General features: G+C 48.3%; 18 protein-coding genes. All 18 read left to right on the plus strand.

What is annotated here, in order from left to right; all coding sequences use genetic code 11:
- Positions 1-10 precede the first annotated feature (10 nt).
- The 18 genes from pseB to ACXAGC_RS12395 all read left to right on the plus strand — a co-directional run bounded on the left by pseB (position 11) and on the right by ACXAGC_RS12395 (position 21,416).
- Complete coding sequence (gene pseB / locus ACXAGC_RS12310) at positions 11-1,009, plus strand: UDP-N-acetylglucosamine 4,6-dehydratase (inverting) (RefSeq protein ID WP_303574400.1); 999 nt, start codon at positions 11-13, stop codon at positions 1,007-1,009.
- Complete coding sequence (gene pseC, locus ACXAGC_RS12315) at positions 1,006-2,151, plus strand: UDP-4-amino-4,6-dideoxy-N-acetyl-beta-L-altrosamine transaminase (protein ID WP_474844636.1); 1,146 nt, start codon at positions 1,006-1,008, stop codon at positions 2,149-2,151. Before pseB ends, pseC begins: the two co-directional genes overlap by 4 nt.
- A complete protein-coding gene (gene pseF, locus ACXAGC_RS12320; RefSeq protein ID WP_474844637.1) occupies positions 2,148-2,840 on the plus strand; it encodes a pseudaminic acid cytidylyltransferase in 693 nt (230 codons plus the stop codon). Before pseC ends, pseF begins: the two co-directional genes overlap by 4 nt.
- Before the next feature lie 4 nt (positions 2,841-2,844).
- Positions 2,845-3,816: a glycosyltransferase family 9 protein gene (locus tag ACXAGC_RS12325; protein ID WP_474844638.1), complete on the plus strand. Its 972-nt coding sequence runs from the start codon at positions 2,845-2,847 to the stop codon at positions 3,814-3,816.
- Positions 3,809-4,864, plus strand: coding sequence for a pseudaminic acid synthase (pseI, locus tag ACXAGC_RS12330; RefSeq protein ID WP_474844639.1), 1,056 nt, complete (start codon positions 3,809-3,811; stop codon positions 4,862-4,864). The genes ACXAGC_RS12325 and pseI overlap by 8 nt, the downstream gene beginning before the upstream one ends.
- 24 nt (positions 4,865-4,888) lie before the next feature.
- Positions 4,889-5,917 (plus strand): UDP-2,4-diacetamido-2,4,6-trideoxy-beta-L-altropyranose hydrolase, encoded by a 1,029-nt coding sequence (gene pseG / locus ACXAGC_RS12335; protein ID WP_474844640.1) that lies wholly within the window; start codon positions 4,889-4,891, stop codon positions 5,915-5,917.
- The gene (locus tag ACXAGC_RS12340) at positions 5,914-6,489 is read left to right on the plus strand and encodes a GNAT family N-acetyltransferase (RefSeq protein ID WP_474844641.1); all 576 of its coding nucleotides are present in this window, start codon (positions 5,914-5,916) and stop codon (positions 6,487-6,489) included. The genes pseG and ACXAGC_RS12340 overlap by 4 nt, the downstream gene beginning before the upstream one ends.
- 18 nt (positions 6,490-6,507) lie before the next feature.
- Entirely contained in the window at positions 6,508-6,747 is a 240-nt protein-coding gene (locus ACXAGC_RS12345) for an acyl carrier protein (RefSeq protein WP_474844642.1), read from the plus strand.
- Positions 6,731-7,498: an SDR family NAD(P)-dependent oxidoreductase gene (locus ACXAGC_RS12350; protein WP_474844643.1), complete on the plus strand. Its 768-nt coding sequence runs from the start codon at positions 6,731-6,733 to the stop codon at positions 7,496-7,498. Before ACXAGC_RS12345 ends, ACXAGC_RS12350 begins: the two co-directional genes overlap by 17 nt.
- Positions 7,495-8,877, plus strand: coding sequence for an AMP-binding protein (locus tag ACXAGC_RS12355; RefSeq protein WP_474844644.1), 1,383 nt, complete (start codon positions 7,495-7,497; stop codon positions 8,875-8,877). Before ACXAGC_RS12350 ends, ACXAGC_RS12355 begins: the two co-directional genes overlap by 4 nt.
- Positions 8,864-9,973 carry a LuxE/PaaK family acyltransferase gene (locus tag ACXAGC_RS12360; protein ID WP_474844645.1) on the plus strand — a complete coding sequence of 370 codons (1,110 nt, stop codon included), beginning with the start codon at positions 8,864-8,866 and terminating at the stop codon, positions 9,971-9,973. The genes ACXAGC_RS12355 and ACXAGC_RS12360 overlap by 14 nt, the downstream gene beginning before the upstream one ends.
- A complete protein-coding gene (locus tag ACXAGC_RS12365) occupies positions 9,970-11,163 on the plus strand; it encodes an acyl-CoA reductase (protein ID WP_474844646.1) in 1,194 nt (397 codons plus the stop codon). The genes ACXAGC_RS12360 and ACXAGC_RS12365 overlap by 4 nt, the downstream gene beginning before the upstream one ends.
- Entirely contained in the window at positions 11,160-12,113 is a 954-nt protein-coding gene (locus ACXAGC_RS12370) for a glycosyltransferase family 2 protein (RefSeq protein WP_474844647.1), read from the plus strand. The genes ACXAGC_RS12365 and ACXAGC_RS12370 overlap by 4 nt, the downstream gene beginning before the upstream one ends.
- Positions 12,110-13,420 carry a glycosyltransferase family 2 protein gene (locus ACXAGC_RS12375; protein WP_474844648.1) on the plus strand — a complete coding sequence of 437 codons (1,311 nt, stop codon included), beginning with the start codon at positions 12,110-12,112 and terminating at the stop codon, positions 13,418-13,420. Before ACXAGC_RS12370 ends, ACXAGC_RS12375 begins: the two co-directional genes overlap by 4 nt.
- A 2-nt stretch (positions 13,421-13,422) precedes the next feature.
- Positions 13,423-15,717 carry an HAD family hydrolase gene (locus ACXAGC_RS12380; RefSeq protein ID WP_474844649.1) on the plus strand — a complete coding sequence of 765 codons (2,295 nt, stop codon included), beginning with the start codon at positions 13,423-13,425 and terminating at the stop codon, positions 15,715-15,717.
- On the plus strand, positions 15,717-16,721 hold the full coding sequence (locus ACXAGC_RS12385; protein ID WP_474844650.1) for a glycosyltransferase family 2 protein: 1,005 nt from the start codon (positions 15,717-15,719) through the stop codon (positions 16,719-16,721). Before ACXAGC_RS12380 ends, ACXAGC_RS12385 begins: the two co-directional genes overlap by 1 nt.
- A gap of 48 nt (positions 16,722-16,769) precedes the next feature.
- On the plus strand, positions 16,770-20,288 hold the full coding sequence (locus ACXAGC_RS12390) for a 6-hydroxymethylpterin diphosphokinase MptE-like protein (RefSeq protein ID WP_474844651.1): 3,519 nt from the start codon (positions 16,770-16,772) through the stop codon (positions 20,286-20,288).
- A gap of 69 nt (positions 20,289-20,357) precedes the next feature.
- The gene (locus ACXAGC_RS12395; RefSeq protein WP_474844652.1) at positions 20,358-21,416 is read left to right on the plus strand and encodes a hypothetical protein; all 1,059 of its coding nucleotides are present in this window, start codon (positions 20,358-20,360) and stop codon (positions 21,414-21,416) included.
- The last annotated feature ends 14 nt before the right edge of the window (positions 21,417-21,430 follow it).

Raw genomic sequence — 21,430 nt, forward strand, 5'->3', positions numbered from 1 at the left:
GAACACGAATATGTTCAATGATAAAAATATTTTGATTACCGGTGGTACAGGCTCTTTTGGGAAAAAGTTTGTCAGTCACTTACTCAAAAATTACTCACCCCGAAAAATCATCATTTATTCCCGCGATGAATTGAAACAGTTTGAAATGCAGCAGCGCTTCAATGACAGCTGCATGCGTTACTTCATTGGTGATGTCAGAGATAAAGAACGTCTGATCACTGCTATGAAAGATGTGGATTACGTGGTCCATGCGGCAGCACTGAAGCAGGTACCGGCGGCAGAATACAATCCTAATGAGTGTATAAAGACCAATATCAACGGCGCGCAAAATGTCATCGATGCCTGCATAGCCAATAAAGTATCCTGGGTCATTGCGTTATCCACCGATAAGGCCGCTAATCCGGTTAACCTGTATGGCGCAACGAAGCTGGCTTCGGATAAACTCTTTGTAGCAGCCAATAATATATCCGGAGCCAACGGTGCAAGGTTCTCGGTAGTACGCTACGGCAATGTTGTCGGCTCCCGCGGCTCGGTAGTTCCTTTTTATCGTCAGTTGCTCAGTGAAGGCCGTGACAAATTGCCGGTGACTCATCCGGAAATGACCCGTTTCTGGATCACTCTGGATGAAGGGGTGGAATTCGTAATTAAAAACTTCTCCCGCATGCAGGGAGGAGAAATCTTCGTTCCTAAAATACCCTCAATCCGTATCGTCGATCTGGTGGAAGCCATGAGCGGTAAACGGGAATACGAAACCATCGGCATACGGCCCGGTGAAAAGCTTCACGAGGTCATGGTGCCTGAAGAAATGGCACATCATTCTATTGAGTTCGATGACCACTTTGTTATCGCGCCGGCCATTACCTTCTTCGATAAGAATGTGGATTACTTCAAAAATCGCACCGGTGAGCGTGGTAAAGCCGCAGAAGAAAAGTTTGAATATCATTCCGGTAAAAATCCACATTTTCTGTCAGTGAAAGAGCTTCGCGAACTGGATAAGCTCACCTCATGATCCCTTACGGTAAACACACTATTGCTAAAGAAGATGTGGATGCCGTGGTACAGGTGCTGGAAAATGAGTTCCTGACCCAGGGCAAGCAGGTCCCTGCCTTTGAGCAGGCCTTGTGTGACTATACCGGGGCAAAATATGCAGTCGCCTGTAACAGCGGCACGTCAGGACTTCATATTGCTTGTCTGGCCGCCGGCGTGGGAGCCGGAGATTTAGTATGGACAGTCCCGAACTCCTTTGCGGCTTCTGCCAATGCGGCGTTGTATTGCGGGGCTACTGTGGATTTTGTCGACATTGACCCTGTCACCCGTAATTTAAGTGTGGATGCCCTTGCGGCTAAACTGGAAAAAGCGTCTGCTGCCGGTAACGTGCCTGACGTGCTTATTGCTGTGCATTTTTCGGGTAGTAGCTGTGACATGAAAGCGATTGCTGATTTATGTCGCCCGCTGAAAATTACGATCATTGAAGACGCTGCCCACGCTCTGGGAGGTAAAGATGCCGATGGAAACCGTGTCGGCTCCTGTGTTTACTCCGAGATGGTCGTGACCAGTTTTCATCCGGTGAAATCAGTGACGACAGCTGAAGGCGGCGCGGTGTTGACGGGTTCCCAGCTACTGGCGGATAAACTTCGATTGTATGCCAGTCATGGCATTACTAAAGATCCGGCAACCATACCGGCAGGACATGACGATGAACCCTGGTTCTACGCGCAAATACATTTAGGCTTTAACTACCGGCTAAGTGACTTACACGCGGCTTTAGGTGTGGCGCAAATGGGCAGACTGGACAATTTTGTCGCAGAAAGACGCACCAGAGCAGCCAGATATCATGAGGCACTGGCGTCATTGCCGGTAAAACGCCCGTTGTTTGATAACAACAGTGCGTGGCATCTTTATATGATTGAAGTGGAACCGGCGCAGCGCACAGCCATTTTTAATACCCTGAGAGCCGCTGGTATCGGCGTAAATGTTCATTACATCCCTATACATCTTCATCCTTATTATCAGGCTTTAGGATTTGGCGAAGGTGACTTTCCTGTCAGTGAACAATATTACCGGGGTGCACTGACGTTGCCCTTATATCCTTTACTCACAGACGGTGAGCAGCAAAAGGTGATTGACTGTCTGAAAGAGGTATTACTGTGAACATTGCCATTATTCCGGCACGGGGCGGCAGCAAACGGATAAAAGGTAAAAATATCCGGAATTTTGCCGGTAAACCGCTCATTGCTTATTCTATTGAAGCGGCGCTGAAAGCCGCTGTTTTCGATGATATTGTCGTATCCACCGACAGCGAAGAAATTGCCGCTATCGCAGAAAAGTACGGTGCCAGTTATGTTATCCGTCGCCCGGCGTCGCTGGCTGATGATTTCACCGGCACTGCGCCGGTAGTATGTCATGCTATTGATTCTTATCAGGACGATAAGGGGCAGGTAGACAACGTATGTTGTATCTATGCCACAGCGCCTTTTCTAAGTGCCACATACCTTAAAGAAGGGTTGTCACGGCTGAACGACAATCCTGACATGCATTTTGCTTTTTCAGTCACAACGTTTCCATTCCCAATCCAACGGGCAATCCGGTTACATGGCAAAGGCGTGCTTCCTTTCGATGCCAGCAAAATGGCTACCCGTTCTCAGGATTTGACCGAAAGTTTTCACGATGCAGGTCAGTTTTACTGGGGGAAAGCCTCTGCCTGGCTGACAGATAAGCCTATGTTTGCGCCTACCAGTATTCCCGTTATCCTGCCCCGCCATCTGGTACAGGATATTGATACACCGGAAGACTGGGAAAGGGCTGAACTCATGTACCGCGCGTATATAAAGACAGAATAAATTTATGCAGGAAAAAATACTCATAATCAGAATGCTGGGACTTGGCGATGTCACCTGTGTGGGGATCCCGGCTATCCGCTACGTAAAAACAAAATTCCCCGCAGCCAGTATTCATGCACTGACTTATGCCGCAGGTGAGGAGTTACTGAAGCTGGCAGAACCGGACATTACCGTTTACGCGCTGAAACAGGGAGAGTGGCCGGAAAACATCGTAGATGCCATGCAAACGTTTCTCGGGCTGGCTGAACAGATCCTGGCTGAAGAATATACTCAGATCATCAATCTCGACACGTGGTTTATGCCGTGTTTCCTCGCCCGCTTCTTAAAAGATGCCGGTGAACCAGTGGTTGGTAATACCATGAGTATCAGTGTGGCTGAACTCGTTGATAAATTTCAGAAGCAAACTCTGTCGCCGGATTACGTTAATTTACCTGCTCAGTATATGCAAAGCAGCTGGATGAGCATGGCACAATGGCATACAACCTGGTGGGAGTACGGGCAGGTACCTGAGCGGGGATATCCTGAATTTTATCTCAGGCGTTGTTGCGGATTCAGCACTATCGACATGGACATGACCATTGATGTGGAAGCCGACAGTCATCTGGCCGGTCTCAACCAGCCTGTGGTTGCCATGGCGACCGGCGCAAGAACTGCGGAGCGGAATTACCCGCACGGAGAGGCGCTCAAAGCGCTTCTCGAAGCACAGGGCGTTCATGTCTGGACCGGATTTGACGGGCGTTGTTCTATGCGCCAGACGTTATCCCAACTTAAAGCAAGTCAGTTACTGATAACCGTACCTTCTGCGCCGCAGTGGCTGGCAACGGCCACCGGTACGCCGTCTCTGGTTATCAGCGGCAATGTCGATCCCAGAACGCTGATGCCCGAGTATGCCACTGACATGTCAGATGTGGCTGTTGAACCTGAGCAGATCGCACAGGGCGTGATGAATATCTTAGAGGGGAATGCCGGTGCATGATGTAAAAATTGGTGACCGTTTAATCGGCCCGGATGAACCTCCGTTTATTATTGCAGAACTGAGCGGCAACCACAGTCAGGACTTTGAGCTGGCCTGTGCGATGGTGGATGCAGCAGCTGAAGCCGGTGCCCATGCTATTAAATTACAAACCTACACCGCCGATTCCATGACGCTGGATGTTGCTACCGACGATTTCGTGATTTCAGAAAAAGACAGTTTGTGGCATGGCGAATCTTTGCACGCGTTATATCAAAAAGCGGCAACGCCTTATGAGTGGCACAAGCCGCTGTTTGACCGGGCAAAGGCGCTGGGTATGCTCGCTTTCAGCTCTCCCTTCGATGGTGAAGCTGTGGATTTCCTCGACAGTCTTGATGTGCCCTGTTTTAAAATTGCTTCATTCGAGCTGACTGATTTACCGCTTATCGCCCGTGCCGCAAGTAAAGGGAAGCCCCTGATCATGTCTACGGGCATGGCAAGCCTTGCTGAAATTGAGCAGGCTGTTCACTGTGCCCGCCGCAACGGGTGTGACAATATCGTGCTGCTGAAGTGCACCAGCACCTATCCGGCAGACCCCGGCAATACTAATCTGAACACTATTCCCAATATGCGCAGCGCTTTTCACTGTCAGGTGGGACTGAGTGATCACACCGGCGGTATCGGTGTGGCAGTGGCTTCCGTCGCGCTGGGCACCACTGTTATTGAAAAACATTTCGTGCTGGATCGTAGCGCCGGTGGTGTGGATGCGGCTTTTTCACTGGAGCCTGCAGAGCTCAAAATGCTGGTGACTGAGTCTGAGCGGGCCTGGCAAGGTATGGGGCAGGTTCGCTACGGAGGCAGTCAGGCTGAGGAAGCGGCAAAACAATACCGCCGCTCAATTTATATTAGTGCAGATGTGAATATTGGTGACACGCTGGATGAGTCTAACCTGAAAATCGTCCGGCCGGCTTTTGGCCTTGCGCCAAAGCACTGGCAGGAAGTCCTCGGCAATAAAGCCCGTACCGCGTTGAAAAAAGGCACCGCGCTCAAGTGGGAACATCTGGAGAAATGAGAGCCCTGAAGTGAGAACGTTTAAGTGAGACCTATAGTATTCAGAGTCAGTGTGTCGCCCGCGATTGGAATGGGACATCTGATGCGTTCGCTGGCACTGGCTCAGGCGGCCGGAAGCTTCGATATTCCCTGCCATTTTTTTACAGATAAGGGCGGCAGGGCGCTGGCTGTAGCAAGAAACGACTGGATTTATCCGGTGACGGAAGTGCCCTGTGGTAGTGATGATGACGAAAGTCGCTGGCTGACAGAACAGGCACAGCGCATGAATGCCTCAGCTATTGTGGTTGACGGCTACGATATTCCGGCTGTCTCATTGAGCGGACTGCGCGGGGCAGGGATCCCTGTGGTGGTCATGGATGACGGGCAACTTAGTCAGGTCGCGCAGGCCTCGCTGGTGGTAAACAGCACCACTTCGTCACTGGATGCGCAATATCTGGAAATTAACCCGGCAGTAAAAATTTGTTCCGGACCTGATTACCGTTTGATGAGACGTGAATTTCAACGGGGCGATAACCCGCCACAGGACAAGCGCTTTGGCATCGCCGTTTGTATCGGCGGCAGCGATCCGAAAGGGCTGACCGTCCCGTTAATTAATGCGTTGTCTGATGTACTTAATGATGTGCCGGTGCGGGTAATTACCGGTGCGGCGTTTAATAATATCAGTGCACTGAATGAGGCAATAAAGGCGAGTCCGCTGGCGATTCAGCATATACATAATTGTCAGGATATGGCCGATGTGTGGCGGCACAGTAAGCTTGCTGTCAGTGCCGCCGGAGGCAGTCAGTTTGAACTGGGCGTCTGCGAAACACCTTCAGTACTGCTGATGGTGGCAGAAAACCAGAGAACGGCGACTGAGCAGGCTCAGCAGGAAGGCTGGTGTACCACCTTTGATTGTACCGGCGATGTGCCTGTCGACGAGATTGCCCGCACAGTGCATGCACTCTGGCAGCAACCCGGTAAGCTGGAAGCCATGCAGCAGGCAGTAAAAGGTAAGTATCATGCTGACGGTGCGTTTAATGTCCTTAATGCTATCGCAGAGGTCATTCAGCCATGAGGCAGGAGTCAACTGTTAAGGCACCACGTATTGAAGCCTGGCAGGTTACCTTAAGGCCGTTGGAAGAGGGCGATCTGGATAAATTAAGGCAGTGGCGGAACAGCGACTACGTGCGTGAGAAGATGGTGTCTACATCACTCATCACTGCGGAGCAACAAGCTGCATGGTTTCAAAAAATCAGTCACGACCCGTCTCAGATGCACTGGATTATCGAATACAAAGGGCGGCCTGTTGGCTCAACCAATGTGAAAGTGCCGGTCATCGGAGAGACAGTAGTCTCCGCCCGGGTATTAGAGCCCGGTTTATATATTGGTGAACCTGATTATCAGGGCAACATTCTGGCTTTCGCTCCCACTCTGGCGATGTATGATTATTGTTTTTCCCATTTCAATGTGACCGAATTTTCGGCGGCGGTGAAACCGGATAACGACGCCGCACTGAAATATAACCGTCAGTTGGGCTATGAAATCAGCGGTCAGGACGATTTTGTGCGCTTGCGCTTGCAAAAAGAGGCCTATGAGCGGCAAACTGTAACACTGAAATCTTTCTTGTCGCGTCCGCGCAAGTCTTAGTCAATAAAGAGGTTTTTTGTGGATAATCAGCAAAAGCTCGTACAGTCATTTGTTCAGGCTCTGGGGATCAGTACAGAGATGGTCACGGATGAACTGACCTACAACACTATTAAAGAGTGGGATTCTACTGCACACATGATCCTGATCTCCGAGCTGGAAAACACCTTTGATGTCATGCTCGATACCGACGACATTATTGATATGAGTTCCGTGGGCAAAGCGAAAGAGATCCTGACAAAGTATGACGTCCAATTCTGAATCTATCCTGCTTAAAGGTGGCTCGGTACTGATAACAGGGGCTACCGGTGATATTGGCCGTGCCATTGTTAATGAGTGCGTGCAGGCCGGTGCCGCAGTATTTGCTGCCGGGCGCAATGAAGCTAAACTGGCTGCGCTGGTAAATCAGTATGAATCACGGGTGATCCCGCTGAACTATGACGTGACTGACGAAAAAGCTGTTAAAGACGCCTTCCGTCAAATTCAGAAACAACAGAATCAAAGTGATATCGGTCCGTTAACCGGCCTGGTTAATAATGCCGGCATTATGGAAGAAGCCGCTTTTACCGTAAGCGGTATGGACGCGTTAAAGTCACAGCTGAATGTGAACTTCCTTGCCCCTTATCAGCATATGCAACTGGCCAGCCGCTTAATGGCACGCCACCGTCATGGCAGTATTGTGAACATTGTTTCTCAGATTGGCGAAATGGGGGCTACAGGCATGAGTGCCTACGGTGCCAGTAAAGCTGCGCTGAGCGGAGCAACCAAATCGCTGGCGAAAGAACTGGCGGCAGTGGGGATCCGTGTGAATGCGGTATCTCCGGGCTTCATTGATACAGGGCTTACCGCGCATTATGAAGAGGATGCCAGGGCTGAAGTTGAAGCCAGAATTACCATGAAAAGGGCTGGCCGTGCCGGTGATGTGGCGCGGGCTGTTGTATTTTTACTGTCCCGTCAGTCGGCTTATACGACGGGTCATACCTTGCCCGTGGACGGGTTATTTTATCCGTGAGCGTTGTGTTCCCTGAGGATGTGTTTGCCTGCAACAGTGAAAAGGCGGCACTGATCACAGACGAAGGGATCTGCCCTTACGCTGAGCTGCAAAGGCATATTGCAGAGTGGCAGGAAAAACTCAGTAGCACCGTGGAGCGACCGTTAGTGGCACTGGCCATGTGCGGTAATGTTGATTCTGTAAGTTGCTACTTGGCCTGTCTGAAATCGGGCTTTCCTGTGGTGCTGTTTCACCCTGGTTTGTCCGCAGCGGGACAACAGGCATTAATCACCAGGCTCACCCCCAATTTGCTGGTGGCAGACAACAGCCTGACCGTAAAACACCAGCGATGCATACCTGTAGCCGGGGAACTGGCACTGTTGCTTACCACATCGGGTTCAACCGGCGGTGGAAAGTTTGTTGCTTTATCCCGTGAAAACCTTGCTGCGAACACGGCCTCTATCTGTTCTTATCTTCCTGTTACATCAAAAGATAAAACCCTGCTTACCATGCCACTCTCTTATTCCTACGGGTTGTCGGTACTAAATACCCATCTGGCAAAAGGGGCGACAGTCAGGTTGACTTCACTCACGCCAATGGACCGTGCATTCTGGACGTTGCTTAAAGATGAAGCGGTGACGTCACTGTCCGGCGTACCGTCTTTTTATGAAATGCTGCTTCGCTTACGGTTTGACCGCCAGTTATTGCCGGAACTTGCTTATTTCACTCAGGCGGGTGGCAAGCTCAAAGAAGCCGGGGTTAAAACCCTCGCTGAATATGCCGATAAATATTACAAGCAATGTTTCATCATGTACGGACAAACAGAGGCGACCGCGAGAATGGCATATCTCGAACCACATACCGTATTGAGCAAACCTTCAGCAGCAGGTAAAGCGATACCGGGCGGCAAATTGTCACTTTGTGATGAATACGGCCGGCTTATCAGTGAGCCCGGCGTAACGGGTGAACTGCTGTATGAAGGAAAAAATGTCATGCTGGGGTATGTGTCCGATCATAATGATCTGGCAGCATTTACTCCTCCCCTGGTGCTTCATACCGGCGATCTGGCCTTTTTCGATGAAGATGGCGACTACACCATAACAGGCCGCCTGAAACGCATTATTAAACTGGCCGGTGAACGGGTGAATCTGGACGGACTGGAAGCGTTATTTGCAGAGCAGGGTCTGGAAGTTAAAGTGGCCGGTGAGGACAACTTTCTTGTCATAGCATGCCGGGAAAGTGATGTGTCAAAAGCTGAAAGTCGCCTTAAATCTATGGTATCCGCGCCGCCTGCCTACTTAACGGTACGGGCATTTTCAGACTGGCCGTTGCTGGATAACGGAAAAACAGATTATCAGGCTATTTTGAAAGCAGGAAGGGATAAGCATGATAACGGCTGATACCGCGCCTTTTCCAAAGTCCTATGAAGACGCGTATAACCTGCTGCTCAGCGAACCCGTGTATGGCCTGCCTCAGGCAGAGAAAAGTCGCTTACTGTGTCATGTCACGTCATTGCTGCATCAGCATCATCTGACACATTGTGATGCATATCATCAGCTTTTCGCGTCATCAGGGGAGACCTTCCATGATTACAGCGACTTACCCTATCTGGCTGTGCGGCTTTTCAAACTGATGCATCTAAGCAGCGTGGCACCCCAAAATGTGTTTAAAACCTTGCAGTCATCCGGAACGACCGGTCAGGTGACGGCGAAAGTGACTCTGGATAAACAAACCAGTGCCAGACAATCCAAAGCGCTGGTCACCATCATGCAGCAATTTATTGGTAAACAGCGTTTGCCTATGCTGATCATTGATTCGCCGGATGTACTGAAAAGCCCTCATCTCTCAGCCCGGGGAGCCGGCGTCGGCGGCATGGCTTTTTTTGGCCGCGGACATACCTATGCACTGAACACCGATATGTCGCTGAATCATCAGGCGGTAAAGGAATTTGCAGATAAGTATGCCGGACAACCGGTGCTGGTGTTCGGCTTTACCTTTATGGTGTGGTTACACTTCTTGGAAGCGCTTAAAGCAGACGGTATTGCGCTTAATTTATCCGACGGGATTCTTATTCACAGTGGCGGATGGAAAAAGCTTAAGGACAAACAGGTTAGTAACCTCCAGTTTAAAGATACCGTGCGCGCAGTAACCGGCATCACAAAAGTGCATAACTTTTACGGTATGGCAGAGCAGGTAGGCAGTGTATTTGTGGAATGTGAAGAAGGCCACTTACATGCACCTTCTCTGGCAGAAGTGGTGATCCGCGATCCCCGTACGCTGGCAATCTGCGGCCCTGACGAACCCGGTATAATTCAGGTTATATCGGCGTTGCCTCACAGTTATCCCGGCTACAGTTTACTAACTGAAGATCGTGGCAGAATTATGGGGGAAGACGATTGTGCCTGCGGGCGTAAAGGACGTTATTTCGAAGTCACGGGACGGTTGCCGAAAGCAGAATTGCGGGGTTGCAGTGATACAGCCGGAGGTGTTGTGTGATTAAAGACTTAATCCGGCAGGAACCGGTATCCGCTGATGCTTTGCCGGCAATCAGTGCGCAAAATCTTGCTGTCAGTGCCGCTGACGTGCTGGTATTTACTACTGCGTTGTCGCGCCAGCTCATGACATCATCAGACTGCCGCCAGTATCCTGAACTCATAGCGCTGGGTCACTGGCTCAGACAAGGTAATCTGAATGCGCTGACAGCCAATATAGCAAAGCAAAGTTACCGTCCGCTGGGACTGGTAGTGCATTACACACCGGCAAATGTGGACACCATGTTTATCTATAGCTGGATTTGCGCCTTGCTGATGGGCAACAGAAATCTGGTACGGGTATCAGGCAGAGACAGTGATGTGCAAACAGTTCTGCTGGAAAAGTTACGCTACTTGCTGTTGCTGCCGGAACATGCTGCCCTCCATGCCGGCAATCAGTTTATCCATTTTGAGCGGGATGACCCTGCCGGCCCGGCAGTGAGCATGCTGGCGGATGCCAGAGTGTTATGGGGCGGAGACGACAGCGTGAGGCAAATACGCGGGTTATCCTGTAAGCCAAGATGCCGGGACATCAGTTTTGCCGATAGATTCTCAGCAGCACTGATAAACGTGGATGCATTAAAAAGTGACAGCGTGCAAAGTGCTGATGAAAAGGCAGAAGCCATGGCATCGTCATTATGGCGAGAATGCGATATGTTTCAGCAACAGGCCTGTTCTTCTCCCCGCATTCTGTTCTGGACGGGAGAAAAGCAAAACTGGAACACATTGATCCGCGCCCTGTCGGGCATCGCGGTTCAGCACGCCCCTTCAATGGTGCAGCGCAACGAGCAGCTAGTGCTTGCCCAGTGGTGTATTGCTGATGGTGCGGCAAGTACAGCAGAGCAATGCGGTGATCTGTCTCTTGTACATATTAATCACTGGCACCATGTCTTGCTGGAACGCCATCAGGGGCATAGTACGCTGTTCTGTATTCATATTGATGATGTACAGGCGATTGCCGGTTACGACCACGCAGGCTGGCAGACTTTGTCTTACGCCGGCTTTGAAAAAGAAGCACTTTTTAAGATTATCCGCGCGTTGCCGATACAGGGAATAGACAGGGTAGTACCTCTGGGGAATGCACTTGCTTTTTCTCCGGACTGGGACGGATATGATTTGTTTAGCCAGTTAGGCAGAAAAGTGGTGTTTGAATGAAACTGTCAGTCATTGTACCGGCTTATAATCTTGAGCGTTATATCGGGGAGTGCCTGCGTTCAGTGCTGGATCAGCATGTCGATTTCGATTATGAAGTGGTGGTGTGTGACGATGCATCCTCTGATAACACCCGCGAAGAAATTGAAGCGCTGCGTCAGGAGTTCAGTCACTTAAAAGCTATCTTTAAAACGCAGAATGCGGGACTGGCTGAAAATATGAAAACTCTGCTTGGTGAAGCAGGAGGTAAGTACATTGCTTATCTGGATGGCGATGATGTTGCCTTACCGGGTAAATTGCAAAAGCAGGTGGACTATCTCGACAATCACCCTGAATGCCAGATGGTGTTTCATGAGTCTGATATGTTCGATTCGCAAACTAATGAAACCATTCGCCTGTACAGCCAGACTTTCTACAACTGGCAGCACATACCACCACAGTCAGACATCACTCACCTTATCCGCTACGGCACCTACATGCAGGCCAGCAGTGTGATGTTCCGCCGGCATAACCATCTTGCCTGCACCATTGCGACAGACTGCCGCATTATTCTGGATTATCCATTTTATATCTTAAACGCCGGTTTCTTGAATGCCCGCATCAACTACATGCCGGCTGTACTGGGGCGTTACCGTATTCATCCTGACAGCTTCGGCGCGCAAACGCAGCGTAGCACAGAGCGCCGTGAGCAAAGCCTGCGGGATATCTGTCTTGCTTGTGAACAGGCTGCACAATTTGGTGTAGAGCCGGACATTATTCAGCAGGGTATTGCCCATCATCAGTTTGCCGCTGCTCTGTACTTTCTGTTCCGTGGTAACGATGAGAAATTTGTTGAGTGGATAGAAAAGTCGTCTGCAACAGGCCACTTCTTCGATGATCGTCACCGGTTTGCGTTTGGCAACCGGGCAAACCCGTCAAAAGTGAAAGCTTTTATTCGTCAGGGGAGTGCATGATGACAGTCTCCCTGACGGCAGTAGTTTGCAACTTCAATAAAAAAGATTACCTGAAAGGCTGCCTCGATTCTCTGTTGGCCACACAATCTGATTCACTGAGTATCAATGTGATCGTGGTGGATAATGCCTCCACCGACGGCAGTCAGCAGCTGATTGAAAGCGAGTACGGCAAACAGGTGACGCTTATTGCAAAAGCAGAAAACACCGGCGGAGCAGGGGGCTTTGCCACCGGCATGCGTGCAGCAGTGGAAACCGGGTGCGATTATGTGGCCTTGCTGGACAACGATATTCTTCTCGACACCGACACCTTGCCCAAACTGGTCGCGTACTTACAGGCCCATTCAGAGGTAGGCGTTGCCGGTGCCAAGATCTGTACCATGGATGATCCTGATATTCTGCAGGAGCTCGGTGCATTTATTGACCGGGAAAACTATGGTGTGAAAACACCGTTAAAAGGCCACAAAGATGATAACTCGCTACCTGATGTTGTGATCTGCGACTATGTACCTGCCTGTTGTCTGGTCACACGTACAGAGATAATCCGCGAAGCGGGCGTGTTCGATGAAGCCCATTTTATCTACTGGGACGATATGGACTGGTGTACCCGGGTGAAGCAGGCCGGTTTTGAAGTCCACGCTATTGCCAGTGCCCGTGTTCAGCATAAGATGGGAGCAGTTCACGCCACCAATACATTCAGTAATTATTACTTTGAGCGAAACCGGCTGAGGTATTTTGCGAAGTATCTGAAGCGGGAAGACTTTGCTCAGTTTGCCGAAAAGCGGAGTCGTGAGCTGATGTTGCAATCGTTTTTTGCTTGTCGTAAAGGGTTGGCAAGTCAGGCCGTCAGCGCACAAATTGCGGTTGCGGACTTTTCCTGCGGAAGATGGTTTGCAAGACCCGACGCAGTGTTTAGCAAAAACACTTATAACGTTGCCAGCCAGTTTCCTGAAAGCCGGCCTTTGATATTGGAAAGCAGAAACGAGTCTTTGCGTGTCCGCGTCCAGTCTCAACTTAGCGCTGCCGGACTGGTAATTTTGGACGATGCGGTGCAACACAGTAAAGATGCTATCAGAGTCATTGTAAGAGAGCATATTCTTGAAGGTGGCGTTGCGCCGGATACATCATCAGAGTGCTTTATTACGGATCCATATCTTAATGTTTGTCATGCAAAAGACTCAGAGGCTCTGGAGGAGGCTTACCGGCAGTTCGTCAATATCAACGAACAGGTTCAGATACCGGTTTGTATCCGGCAGTTGATGACAGGCTACGATGCAGTCCGGCAACCAGCGGGACGGAACGGAAACTGACAATGAATATTTATGACAGAATTTTGCAGCAGGTCGACGAACATCAACTGAGTACGGTCAGTTTTGATATTTTTGACACGCTGGTCTTCCGTCACTTAAATCTGCCTGCCGACGTTTTCAGTCATACCGTACTCAGTGAAGCAGGAGTATACGGTATCAGCGGCGAAGATTACCGGATTTTACGTGAGCAGGCTGAGCGCGCAGCAAGGCAGCGGTATACAGAAGCTGAAGACATCACCTTTGAGCAAATTTTCAGTTGTATGCCTTTCAGCAAAGATATTCAGGCAAACCTTGTCCTTGCAGAGTTAGATGCAGAGCGGCATGCAGGACTGGTAAATCAGCAGCTTGTTCATGTTATCAGGAATTTGAAAGTACGAAACATTGCCGTTTATCTGATATCTGATATGTATCTCTCGGCTGAGCAGATTAAAAACACCTTTTTTCACGCCTGGCCGGAATTGGCACAGTTACCGTTATTCGTTTCGTCAGAGACTGGTTTTACCAAATTTAGTGGCAAAATGTACCGGTATGTTGCCAGTGTTCAGAAGGCAAACCCTCACACCTGGCTACATGTAGGCGACAACCTGGACGCTGATATTAAGTCAGCGGAAGCCGCAGGCTTGCAAACGTGCCATTTCCACCCTCAACTGGATACATGGTCAATTCGTTCACTGGAGAAAAGGCCATTTCTTAGTGGTGAACATTCATCTGCAACCCGTTTGATGGCCTCAATGAACAGTGAGGCAGTGTCGTCACACGGTCAGTTAGCATTTGACTGTGGCGCCTTTGTGTGGGGGCCGGTGATGGATGCATTCGCAGATTGGGTTATCAGTCAGAGTCGCGTAACGGGATGCCGGCACATATTGTGTTTGATGCGGGAGGGATATTTGTTCAACCCTCTTATCGAAAAGCGGCTTGCTATTGCCGGAATTAATGACATCACAGTCAGTGCATTTTACGTCTCCCGTAAATCTGCATTCTGGCCCGGCATTGATACGGAGGAAAGTGGTTGGTTAAACAAGGTTATGGATACCCTGATGACCTACCGGGGGTATACTCTTCAGAATTTTATTGAAGATTTTCACGCTGATCCCGCGCTTTTTTCTGAGCTTCCTCCTGACCTCGAATTGAAAAACATTGAGGGAATGTTTATTCATTCTGAACCGCTCTACGACAAGCTTTGCGCCGAGGCTCACGAAAATGCATCCAGTCTGAGGGATAAAATTAATACTCAGCGAAAGTTGTTATCACACTACCTGTCGCAGGAAACCCGGTGTGACTTTCATGAGTGCGCTGTGGTGGACTTTGGTAACGGTGGCACTATTCAGCATAGCCTGGAGACGATTTTTCAGAAGCAGGCAGGTGTAAATTTACTGTTTTACTCATCCCTGCGTGCGTACCGGTTTGTTGAAAAAACACTCTATCGTGCATTCATTTCCCCCGGCAATGAGAGATTTCGTCTCAGTGAGCGCCTGGCCCGTTCACCTGAGTGCATAGAAGCGCTTCTTTTGGGGAGTGGCGGGTCAACGCTATCGTACATAGAGCGTGATGGTCGTGTTCAACCTTTGACAGGTAAAGGCATCAAAGGAAACGAAGAGATTTGCAGTCAATTTCTGGCTGGTTGCCTTTCCTATATGGATGTCTCCCATCGTCTTGACCGCAGTTCGATAAGCCTTGAAAGCGCCCAGGCCATTGTTGCCCGTTATCTGCTAATGCCGACAGCGAAAGAAGCGGGTTTGTTCGGAGAGTTGTTGCATCAGGATAATTTCGGGACTGATGGCGAGTACCCTGTTATTGACGAGGAACAAAAGAAACAGGTGATACAAACCGGATTGATGGAGACATTCTTTGAAAGTGGCCAGAGTAACCGCTGGGCATTGGGAGATATTCACTGGCCGGCAGGCGTCATCGCTCTCGAAGATAACAGTTTCCTGACCAGAGCTTACGGTCTGCTCGAAAACGATAACCGCTTTTACGTGGAATCACTGATTAAAAAGCTTATCGCTCTGGCATGGAAGCAGGTATGCGTTTATGGTGCCGGAGAGTTTTTTCTGCAGATGCTGCCATACCTTAAGCAGCATAAGATTGAAGTTTTGCACCTTGTGGACAGAAGAGCTGGTGGATCCGAAACTTATCAGGTCGCGGGTTATACTGTGATTACATTGGAGCAGGCGTTAGATGACGGGGCGAAAAATTTTGTCATTTCGTCTCATGCATTCAGGGATGAGATAGCGGGCCGTATTGCCTCCGCAGCAAAGGAAAGACACCATGACGATATCAGAATGGTGGGCGTGTAGTGCCTTTAATTTCAGTGCTGATCCCGTGTTTTAACGTATCGGAATACCTTGATGAAACAATGGCCTCTCTGCTTGAACAGACAGAAAAGCGTTTCGAAGTACTCCTTCTTGATGATGGCTCGACTGACAATACATCTGTTCAGTTACAGCAATGGCAAGCTGTGGATCCGCGCATCAGAGTTCTCACCCATGAGCAAAACAAAGGGATCATTGCGGCGAGGAATACCTTGCTTTCTGAAGCTAAAGGTGAATTTCTTGCCTGGCTGGATGCAGACGATATCGCACGGGCTGACCGCCTTGAAAAACAACATGCTTATCTTAATTCAGATCAAAAGGCTGTTGCCGTTTCCTGTGAATACATAGAGTTTGACGATGTCTCTGAGGTATATCGCGCGAGGCAGGCACGGGATGTTTCTGCTGATGCTCTGCTGTTCTACAACTATGTACTGAATCCGGGCAGCATGGTGCGAAGTGATGTCATTCATCAGCATGGAATAACCTTTGATGAGTCACTTGCCGGTGCCAGTGACTACCAGTTTTGGGTTGACGTAAGTAAAGTGGGTAAGATAGGAATGATTCACGAGCCATTGATGCGATATCGCAGGCATGAGGCACAAGAATCAACAGCGCAGATTGGCAGACAATTGCGCGGGTGTCAGCAAATAGTATTAAGACAGTTAGAAGAACTTGGTATTACGGGCATGACGACAGACGATATGGCGCAGTTCTTAATTTATCCGGCTGACATTCTGAAATTACCGTATTCTACCGGTTCAATGAAGAAAAGCTGTCATGCCGGTCGCCAGTTATTACGATTACTCCCTCAAAGGCAGTACGGCGATTATGCGAAAGAACTGACTCTTCACTTGCTCAGGCGCCACGCTGTCAGAAGTGGAATCGCAGGCTTGTTTCATTATATCAGTGTCGCCGGCCTTACAACTTTCCTGCAGGGCCGGCATTTCGGACTGTCGCTTTTTATGGATTGTCTGCGGAAAAAATACTAATAAACAAACATAAATGTTTTAACCGGACGCCACCCCGGCGAATGAAAAATGATTGAATCTATTCAAATCCACTTACATGATGATGAAGAAGCTCAACTCGCTTCAGAAAAGCAATTATCTGAAATGCTGCATAGAAATTTCAGACGCAATCTTACTGCTTTTAGTCATCACATTCCGCCGGTTGCTGAGCTGATTAACTCAATACCTTCAACTAATCTATCTGTATTCTGCAATAAATCCGGCGAACCCAACATTGTGGATTATGGGCAGGGCAGAGTCTTTTATGGCTTACATCCTGAAGCCGGAATGGTGGAGCAATATCAATCATTTAAAGCGCATCCGCTGCGTTTTGATGTTGATACTGTTGAGGAGGGAGGTGAGTCGACGCCATTCGGAAGCGCCCCTCTTTACTCTTATTATCGCGAAGGCTTACCGGAACATATTCCTGTCCTTGTTGTTCTGGGCGCAGGTATGGGATTTCACATAAGAGAACTGTTAAAACATCACTCAATCGATCACATGATCGTATATGAACCCGACCTGCAAATGTTCAAAAACTCGGTACTGGTTGCTCCCTGGGAAGAAATGCTCCGGACTGCACACAGGAAGAATACCGCTATTTATCTTCAGGCCGGAAATGACGGTAATAGCTTCTTCAGTGATATTAGCGAGTTATCTGCAGCTGTAGACTTTAATCATATTTATGTATACCGGCACTACAACACTCCCGTGTTTAGTCATGTGGTCTATGATCTGGCTGTAAACGGCCTTCATCTGAAACGGCAATCAGGTAAGGGAAAAGCTGCTGCATTGCCAGAACAATATATTCCTGCGTGGACTGGTGTAGCAGATCCTGCTGGCTGGAAGCCAGTATCACGGGGGGAGAAGTTCAATAAAAACCTGGCTGCTTTTGAGAAATATGTTCCTGATGTCTATCAGCAATTTAAGGACTATGAGCCGCTTGAATGGTGTGCGGTTGATGACAATGGCAGTATTAATATTGTAAACAAAAAATTGCTTGTACCGTGGTATGCAGCCTCACCTGAAAAAACAAGTCAGGTTCAGTTTGAAGGTTTTTGTAAACATCCCAGAAAGGATGGAATAGTCCTGGGATACAAAGGCGATAAGTTAAAGCACTATTTGCACTATCAGTTCGTTGCACGTAGCGAAGAGCTTTTGAATGAAGTCCATGAAAAACAACAGTCTTTACCGGAAAGAGTAAAATCACTGATTGTTTTCGGTCTGGGTAGTGGCTACGACCTGGCAGAACTGTCAGGCCAGCGCGTAATTGAGAAGCTATTTATTTGCGAACCAAACAGAGATTTCTTCTATGCGTCTCTCTTTGCCATTGACTGGGCTGGCATCCTCGAAAAAATTGATGAACAGGGAAGCCGGATTTACTTAAACGTAGGGGATGATGGCACACACCTTTTTACTGACCTGCTGAATCAGTTTCACTCTATTGGTCCTTACGTCCTTGCACAGACTTACTTTTATCAAAGCTACTATGATGAAAAGCTGAATGACGCTGTTGCAAAATTAAGGGAACAACTACAAGTTGTTATCGCCATGGGAGAGTATTTTGATCACGCATATTTCGGCATTAGCCATACCCGTGAATCTATGGTCAGACAACATCGCTTTCTATTAACGGATGCACCGGCAATTCTTGGTAGTGCACTGTGTGATACGCCTGTTTTCATTGTGGGGAATGGCCCTTCAGTCGATGATGCGATTGATGTGATAAAAGATAATCGCGACAGTGCAATCATTATCAGTTGCGGAACCGCCATCAAGGTATTGCATCGTCATGGAATAAAACCAGATTTTCACGCAGAAATAGAACAAAACAGGTCAACGTTTGATTGGGCAAAATCTGTTTACGATGATGCGTATCTGAAAGAAATAGACTTAATTTCGTGCAACGGCTTCCATCCGGACACGGCAAACCTGTTCAGGCAATGTTACCTTGCCTTTAAAGAAGGAGAGTCGTCCACGGTATCTACCCTTGCGGTGTTGAATGACAAAAAGTACCAGCGTCTTAAATTTGCTTTTCCAACAGTATCCAATTTTGTTGCTAACGTAGTACTTGCATGGGGCATGCGGCAACTATATCTGTTTGGTGTTGATTTAGGGTTTAAGGATGCCAAAAATCATCATTCCAAATCTTCCGGCTATTACACTGAAGATGGCCAGGAAGTGTATGACTACAGCGAAAAAAACAACGTTTCAATCCGGGTGCCAGGCAATTTCTCTCCGGTGGTAAATACAAAGTATGAGTTCAAAGTCGCTGCAACTTCCCTGGAACAGGCTTTATCAGCTTATAAGCCAGAGTGCTATAACACTGCTGATGGCGCCAGAATTAGCGGTGCTGTTCCGCTCAGGCCCGAGATGGTGCTGGTATCTGAAGAGATTGAACGAAAGCGACAGGCGCTTAAAAAACTGCGTGGAAACGCATATGCAAATGTGCCGGCAGAAGTATTTTCGCAGCGCTATTTCGGGCAATACTCAGAATCCGTATTACGTAGCGAACTGAATGACTTGCAGGATAGTATCAACGCGAAGTTTGAAGAACCCTGTCAAATCGAAAAGCAAGTCGAAAGCCAAAAAATAAAGCTGTTTGATTCCTACAGCCAGGGTCAGAGTCTTCTGTTTTATTTTTTCTATGGCTCAATGAATTACTATCATGCCGTACTGAGCAAAATACTCGGGGCGGGACTCACTGATGCAGATACTGTGAATTTATGTGACAAAGTCAGAGAAGACTGGAGTCATTATTTTGATCTTATGAAACAACAATTAGCGTCTCCTGAACTGGCATATGATGTTTCAGTGGCCATATCGCAACGACGTGTTTATACCTGTCTGGCCGCAAGTGTGAAAGGGAAAAGGCTGGCGGTACTAACAAATATCCGGAGCTTTAAAACATCACTGGATGCCTTTGTGCAGGACAATAATATCGGGCTTGAAATTGACTATCTGGACGAAGGGGTGTCCGGTGTGGATTTTCGTGAAGAGTTTAAAGATCTGCCCGTTGTGATTTACTTCCGGGACTGTCAGCGTGATGAACTAAGGAAACGTATTTCTTCATTCGCAAATGATGTCATTCTTGTCAGTGATTCAGCCGGCGATACGGAGGTTGATTTATTAACTGGTGAAGACATGATGTTGATCCGCTTAGCCGGTAACAGTATGAAAGAATATGATGCGCCTCTCCAGGCCAATGATTATGTCAGGGCATCTATGTTAGTGAATTATTTTATGTTGCGTAAAGACTATGACGTGGTGTTACCTAAAGTACTAGTGCCTGAAAATGTGGAGGAACCTTACCCTTTACGTATCAATAAGTTGCAACCTTTTCATTGTTACGATGCCTGTCTGGCTGTAGTTTTTAGCCGCAGTGAAAGAACAAACGATTCTTTAATTATGCCTGATGGTCACCGGGCGATAAAAGTAACTGCTCCGTTAAACTGGTCATTATTAAGCACGGGGACATATACATCTGAAAGGTTGCTGGAATACAGAGCAAAACAAATTTCATCAAAACCATGGTTAAACGAAGCCTGATATGACGAATAAAGTTTTCGGAAAGCTGGCCGATACACGGTTTGAATACGACAGCGGATCAGATCAAATATGCGTGCTTTAGCTCTGGTTGAATCACCCTTCCACCTCATATGTCTGAATGAAGCCATCAGTGAGATGGCGATCACAGAATTAGATGTGTTCGTGGTTACAAGTCATCAAAGCAGAAATTTTACGCAGTTACAGACGGTTAAGTCCTATTTCCCGAAATTAATCAGTTCAATGGTTACCTGGCACTACGGAAATACTGATGAAGCAACCGGTCCGGACTTAAACGCCCGCATTGGTGTTTATGCATTACCCTTCAAAAAATTTCGCGACAGGGCTTACGGGCGTCTGATTCTCTCCGACTTCCGCTCTCAGTGGCAAAAGGATATCGCGTCTGCAATGTCCGGAACAGACACCTGGATGTTGGATGACGGCACTGCCACATTATCTTTTCTGTATTTTCATTTACCTGCAGGTAAACAGTTTAGTCTGCCTGTATACGGCTCTGCCGTGCGCCGTGAGGAAGCAGCCAAGATAAAAGTATCGTATGGTCTTGGTCCGGAGGTGCCGGGTAATATCAGTCTTTTTACCATTTTTGGCACTCATGTTCCGGAAAACACACAATTTATGACAAATCACTTGCGCGCGTTAAGAAAGGAATTTAAAGAGGTAGATGAAAGTACCGCTGTCATTATTGGCTCTAAAGTCGTTGAACGGGATTTTTGTGATGTGCAGGAGTACCAGCAGTTTATCGATTCAATTCTCAAAAGATGTCCGGAAAACGTCATTTATATCCCCCACAGAGGACAGACGCAGTCATTTAATGAAGAGCTGCTTGCTGCATTTCCGGCACTGAAAGTTGAGTATATCGATTTACCTTTAGAGCTATGGTTACGTGAGCAGGACCGGCCACCTGCAAGTTTACATGGTTTTGTGTCTACCGCTTTTTATGTCGCGTCGTCTGCTTTTCAACAGATCAAATTGTATTGTTACGCACCCACTGAGAATATGCTGAAGAGAGCTGATGAACTTGGTGTGTATGGTAGCGACTGCTTCACTAATAGTGAGGCTGTAAGAATTAATTACACCTGCCTGCCGGCAACTGTCCGCCAGGTTGTGTAAACAGAGATTTCAAC

It is taken from the genome of Alteromonas sp. AWJ4_197, assembly GCF_056160285.1.

Excerpts from the sequence above, each read along its gene's own strand:
- pseC (WP_474844636.1), top strand. The coding sequence starts at position 1,006 with ATGATCCCTTACGGTAAACACACTATTGCTAAAGAAGATGTGGATGCC.
- ACXAGC_RS12340 (WP_474844641.1), top strand. The coding sequence starts at position 5,914 with ATGAGGCAGGAGTCAACTGTTAAGGCACCACGTATTGAAGCCTGGCAG.
- ACXAGC_RS12350 (WP_474844643.1), top strand. The coding sequence starts at position 6,731 with ATGACGTCCAATTCTGAATCTATCCTGCTTAAAGGTGGCTCGGTACTG.
- ACXAGC_RS12370 (WP_474844647.1), top strand. The coding sequence starts at position 11,160 with ATGAAACTGTCAGTCATTGTACCGGCTTATAATCTTGAGCGTTATATC.
- ACXAGC_RS12325 (WP_474844638.1), top strand. The coding sequence starts at position 2,845 with ATGCAGGAAAAAATACTCATAATCAGAATGCTGGGACTTGGCGATGTC.
- ACXAGC_RS12380 (WP_474844649.1), top strand. The coding sequence starts at position 13,423 with ATGAATATTTATGACAGAATTTTGCAGCAGGTCGACGAACATCAACTG.
- ACXAGC_RS12375 (WP_474844648.1), top strand. The coding sequence starts at position 12,110 with ATGATGACAGTCTCCCTGACGGCAGTAGTTTGCAACTTCAATAAAAAA.
- ACXAGC_RS12390 (WP_474844651.1), top strand. The coding sequence starts at position 16,770 with ATGATTGAATCTATTCAAATCCACTTACATGATGATGAAGAAGCTCAA.
- ACXAGC_RS12360 (WP_474844645.1), top strand. The coding sequence starts at position 8,864 with ATGATAACGGCTGATACCGCGCCTTTTCCAAAGTCCTATGAAGACGCG.
- ACXAGC_RS12395 (WP_474844652.1), top strand. The coding sequence starts at position 20,358 with ATGCGTGCTTTAGCTCTGGTTGAATCACCCTTCCACCTCATATGTCTG.
- pseB (WP_303574400.1), top strand. The coding sequence starts at position 11 with ATGTTCAATGATAAAAATATTTTGATTACCGGTGGTACAGGCTCTTTT.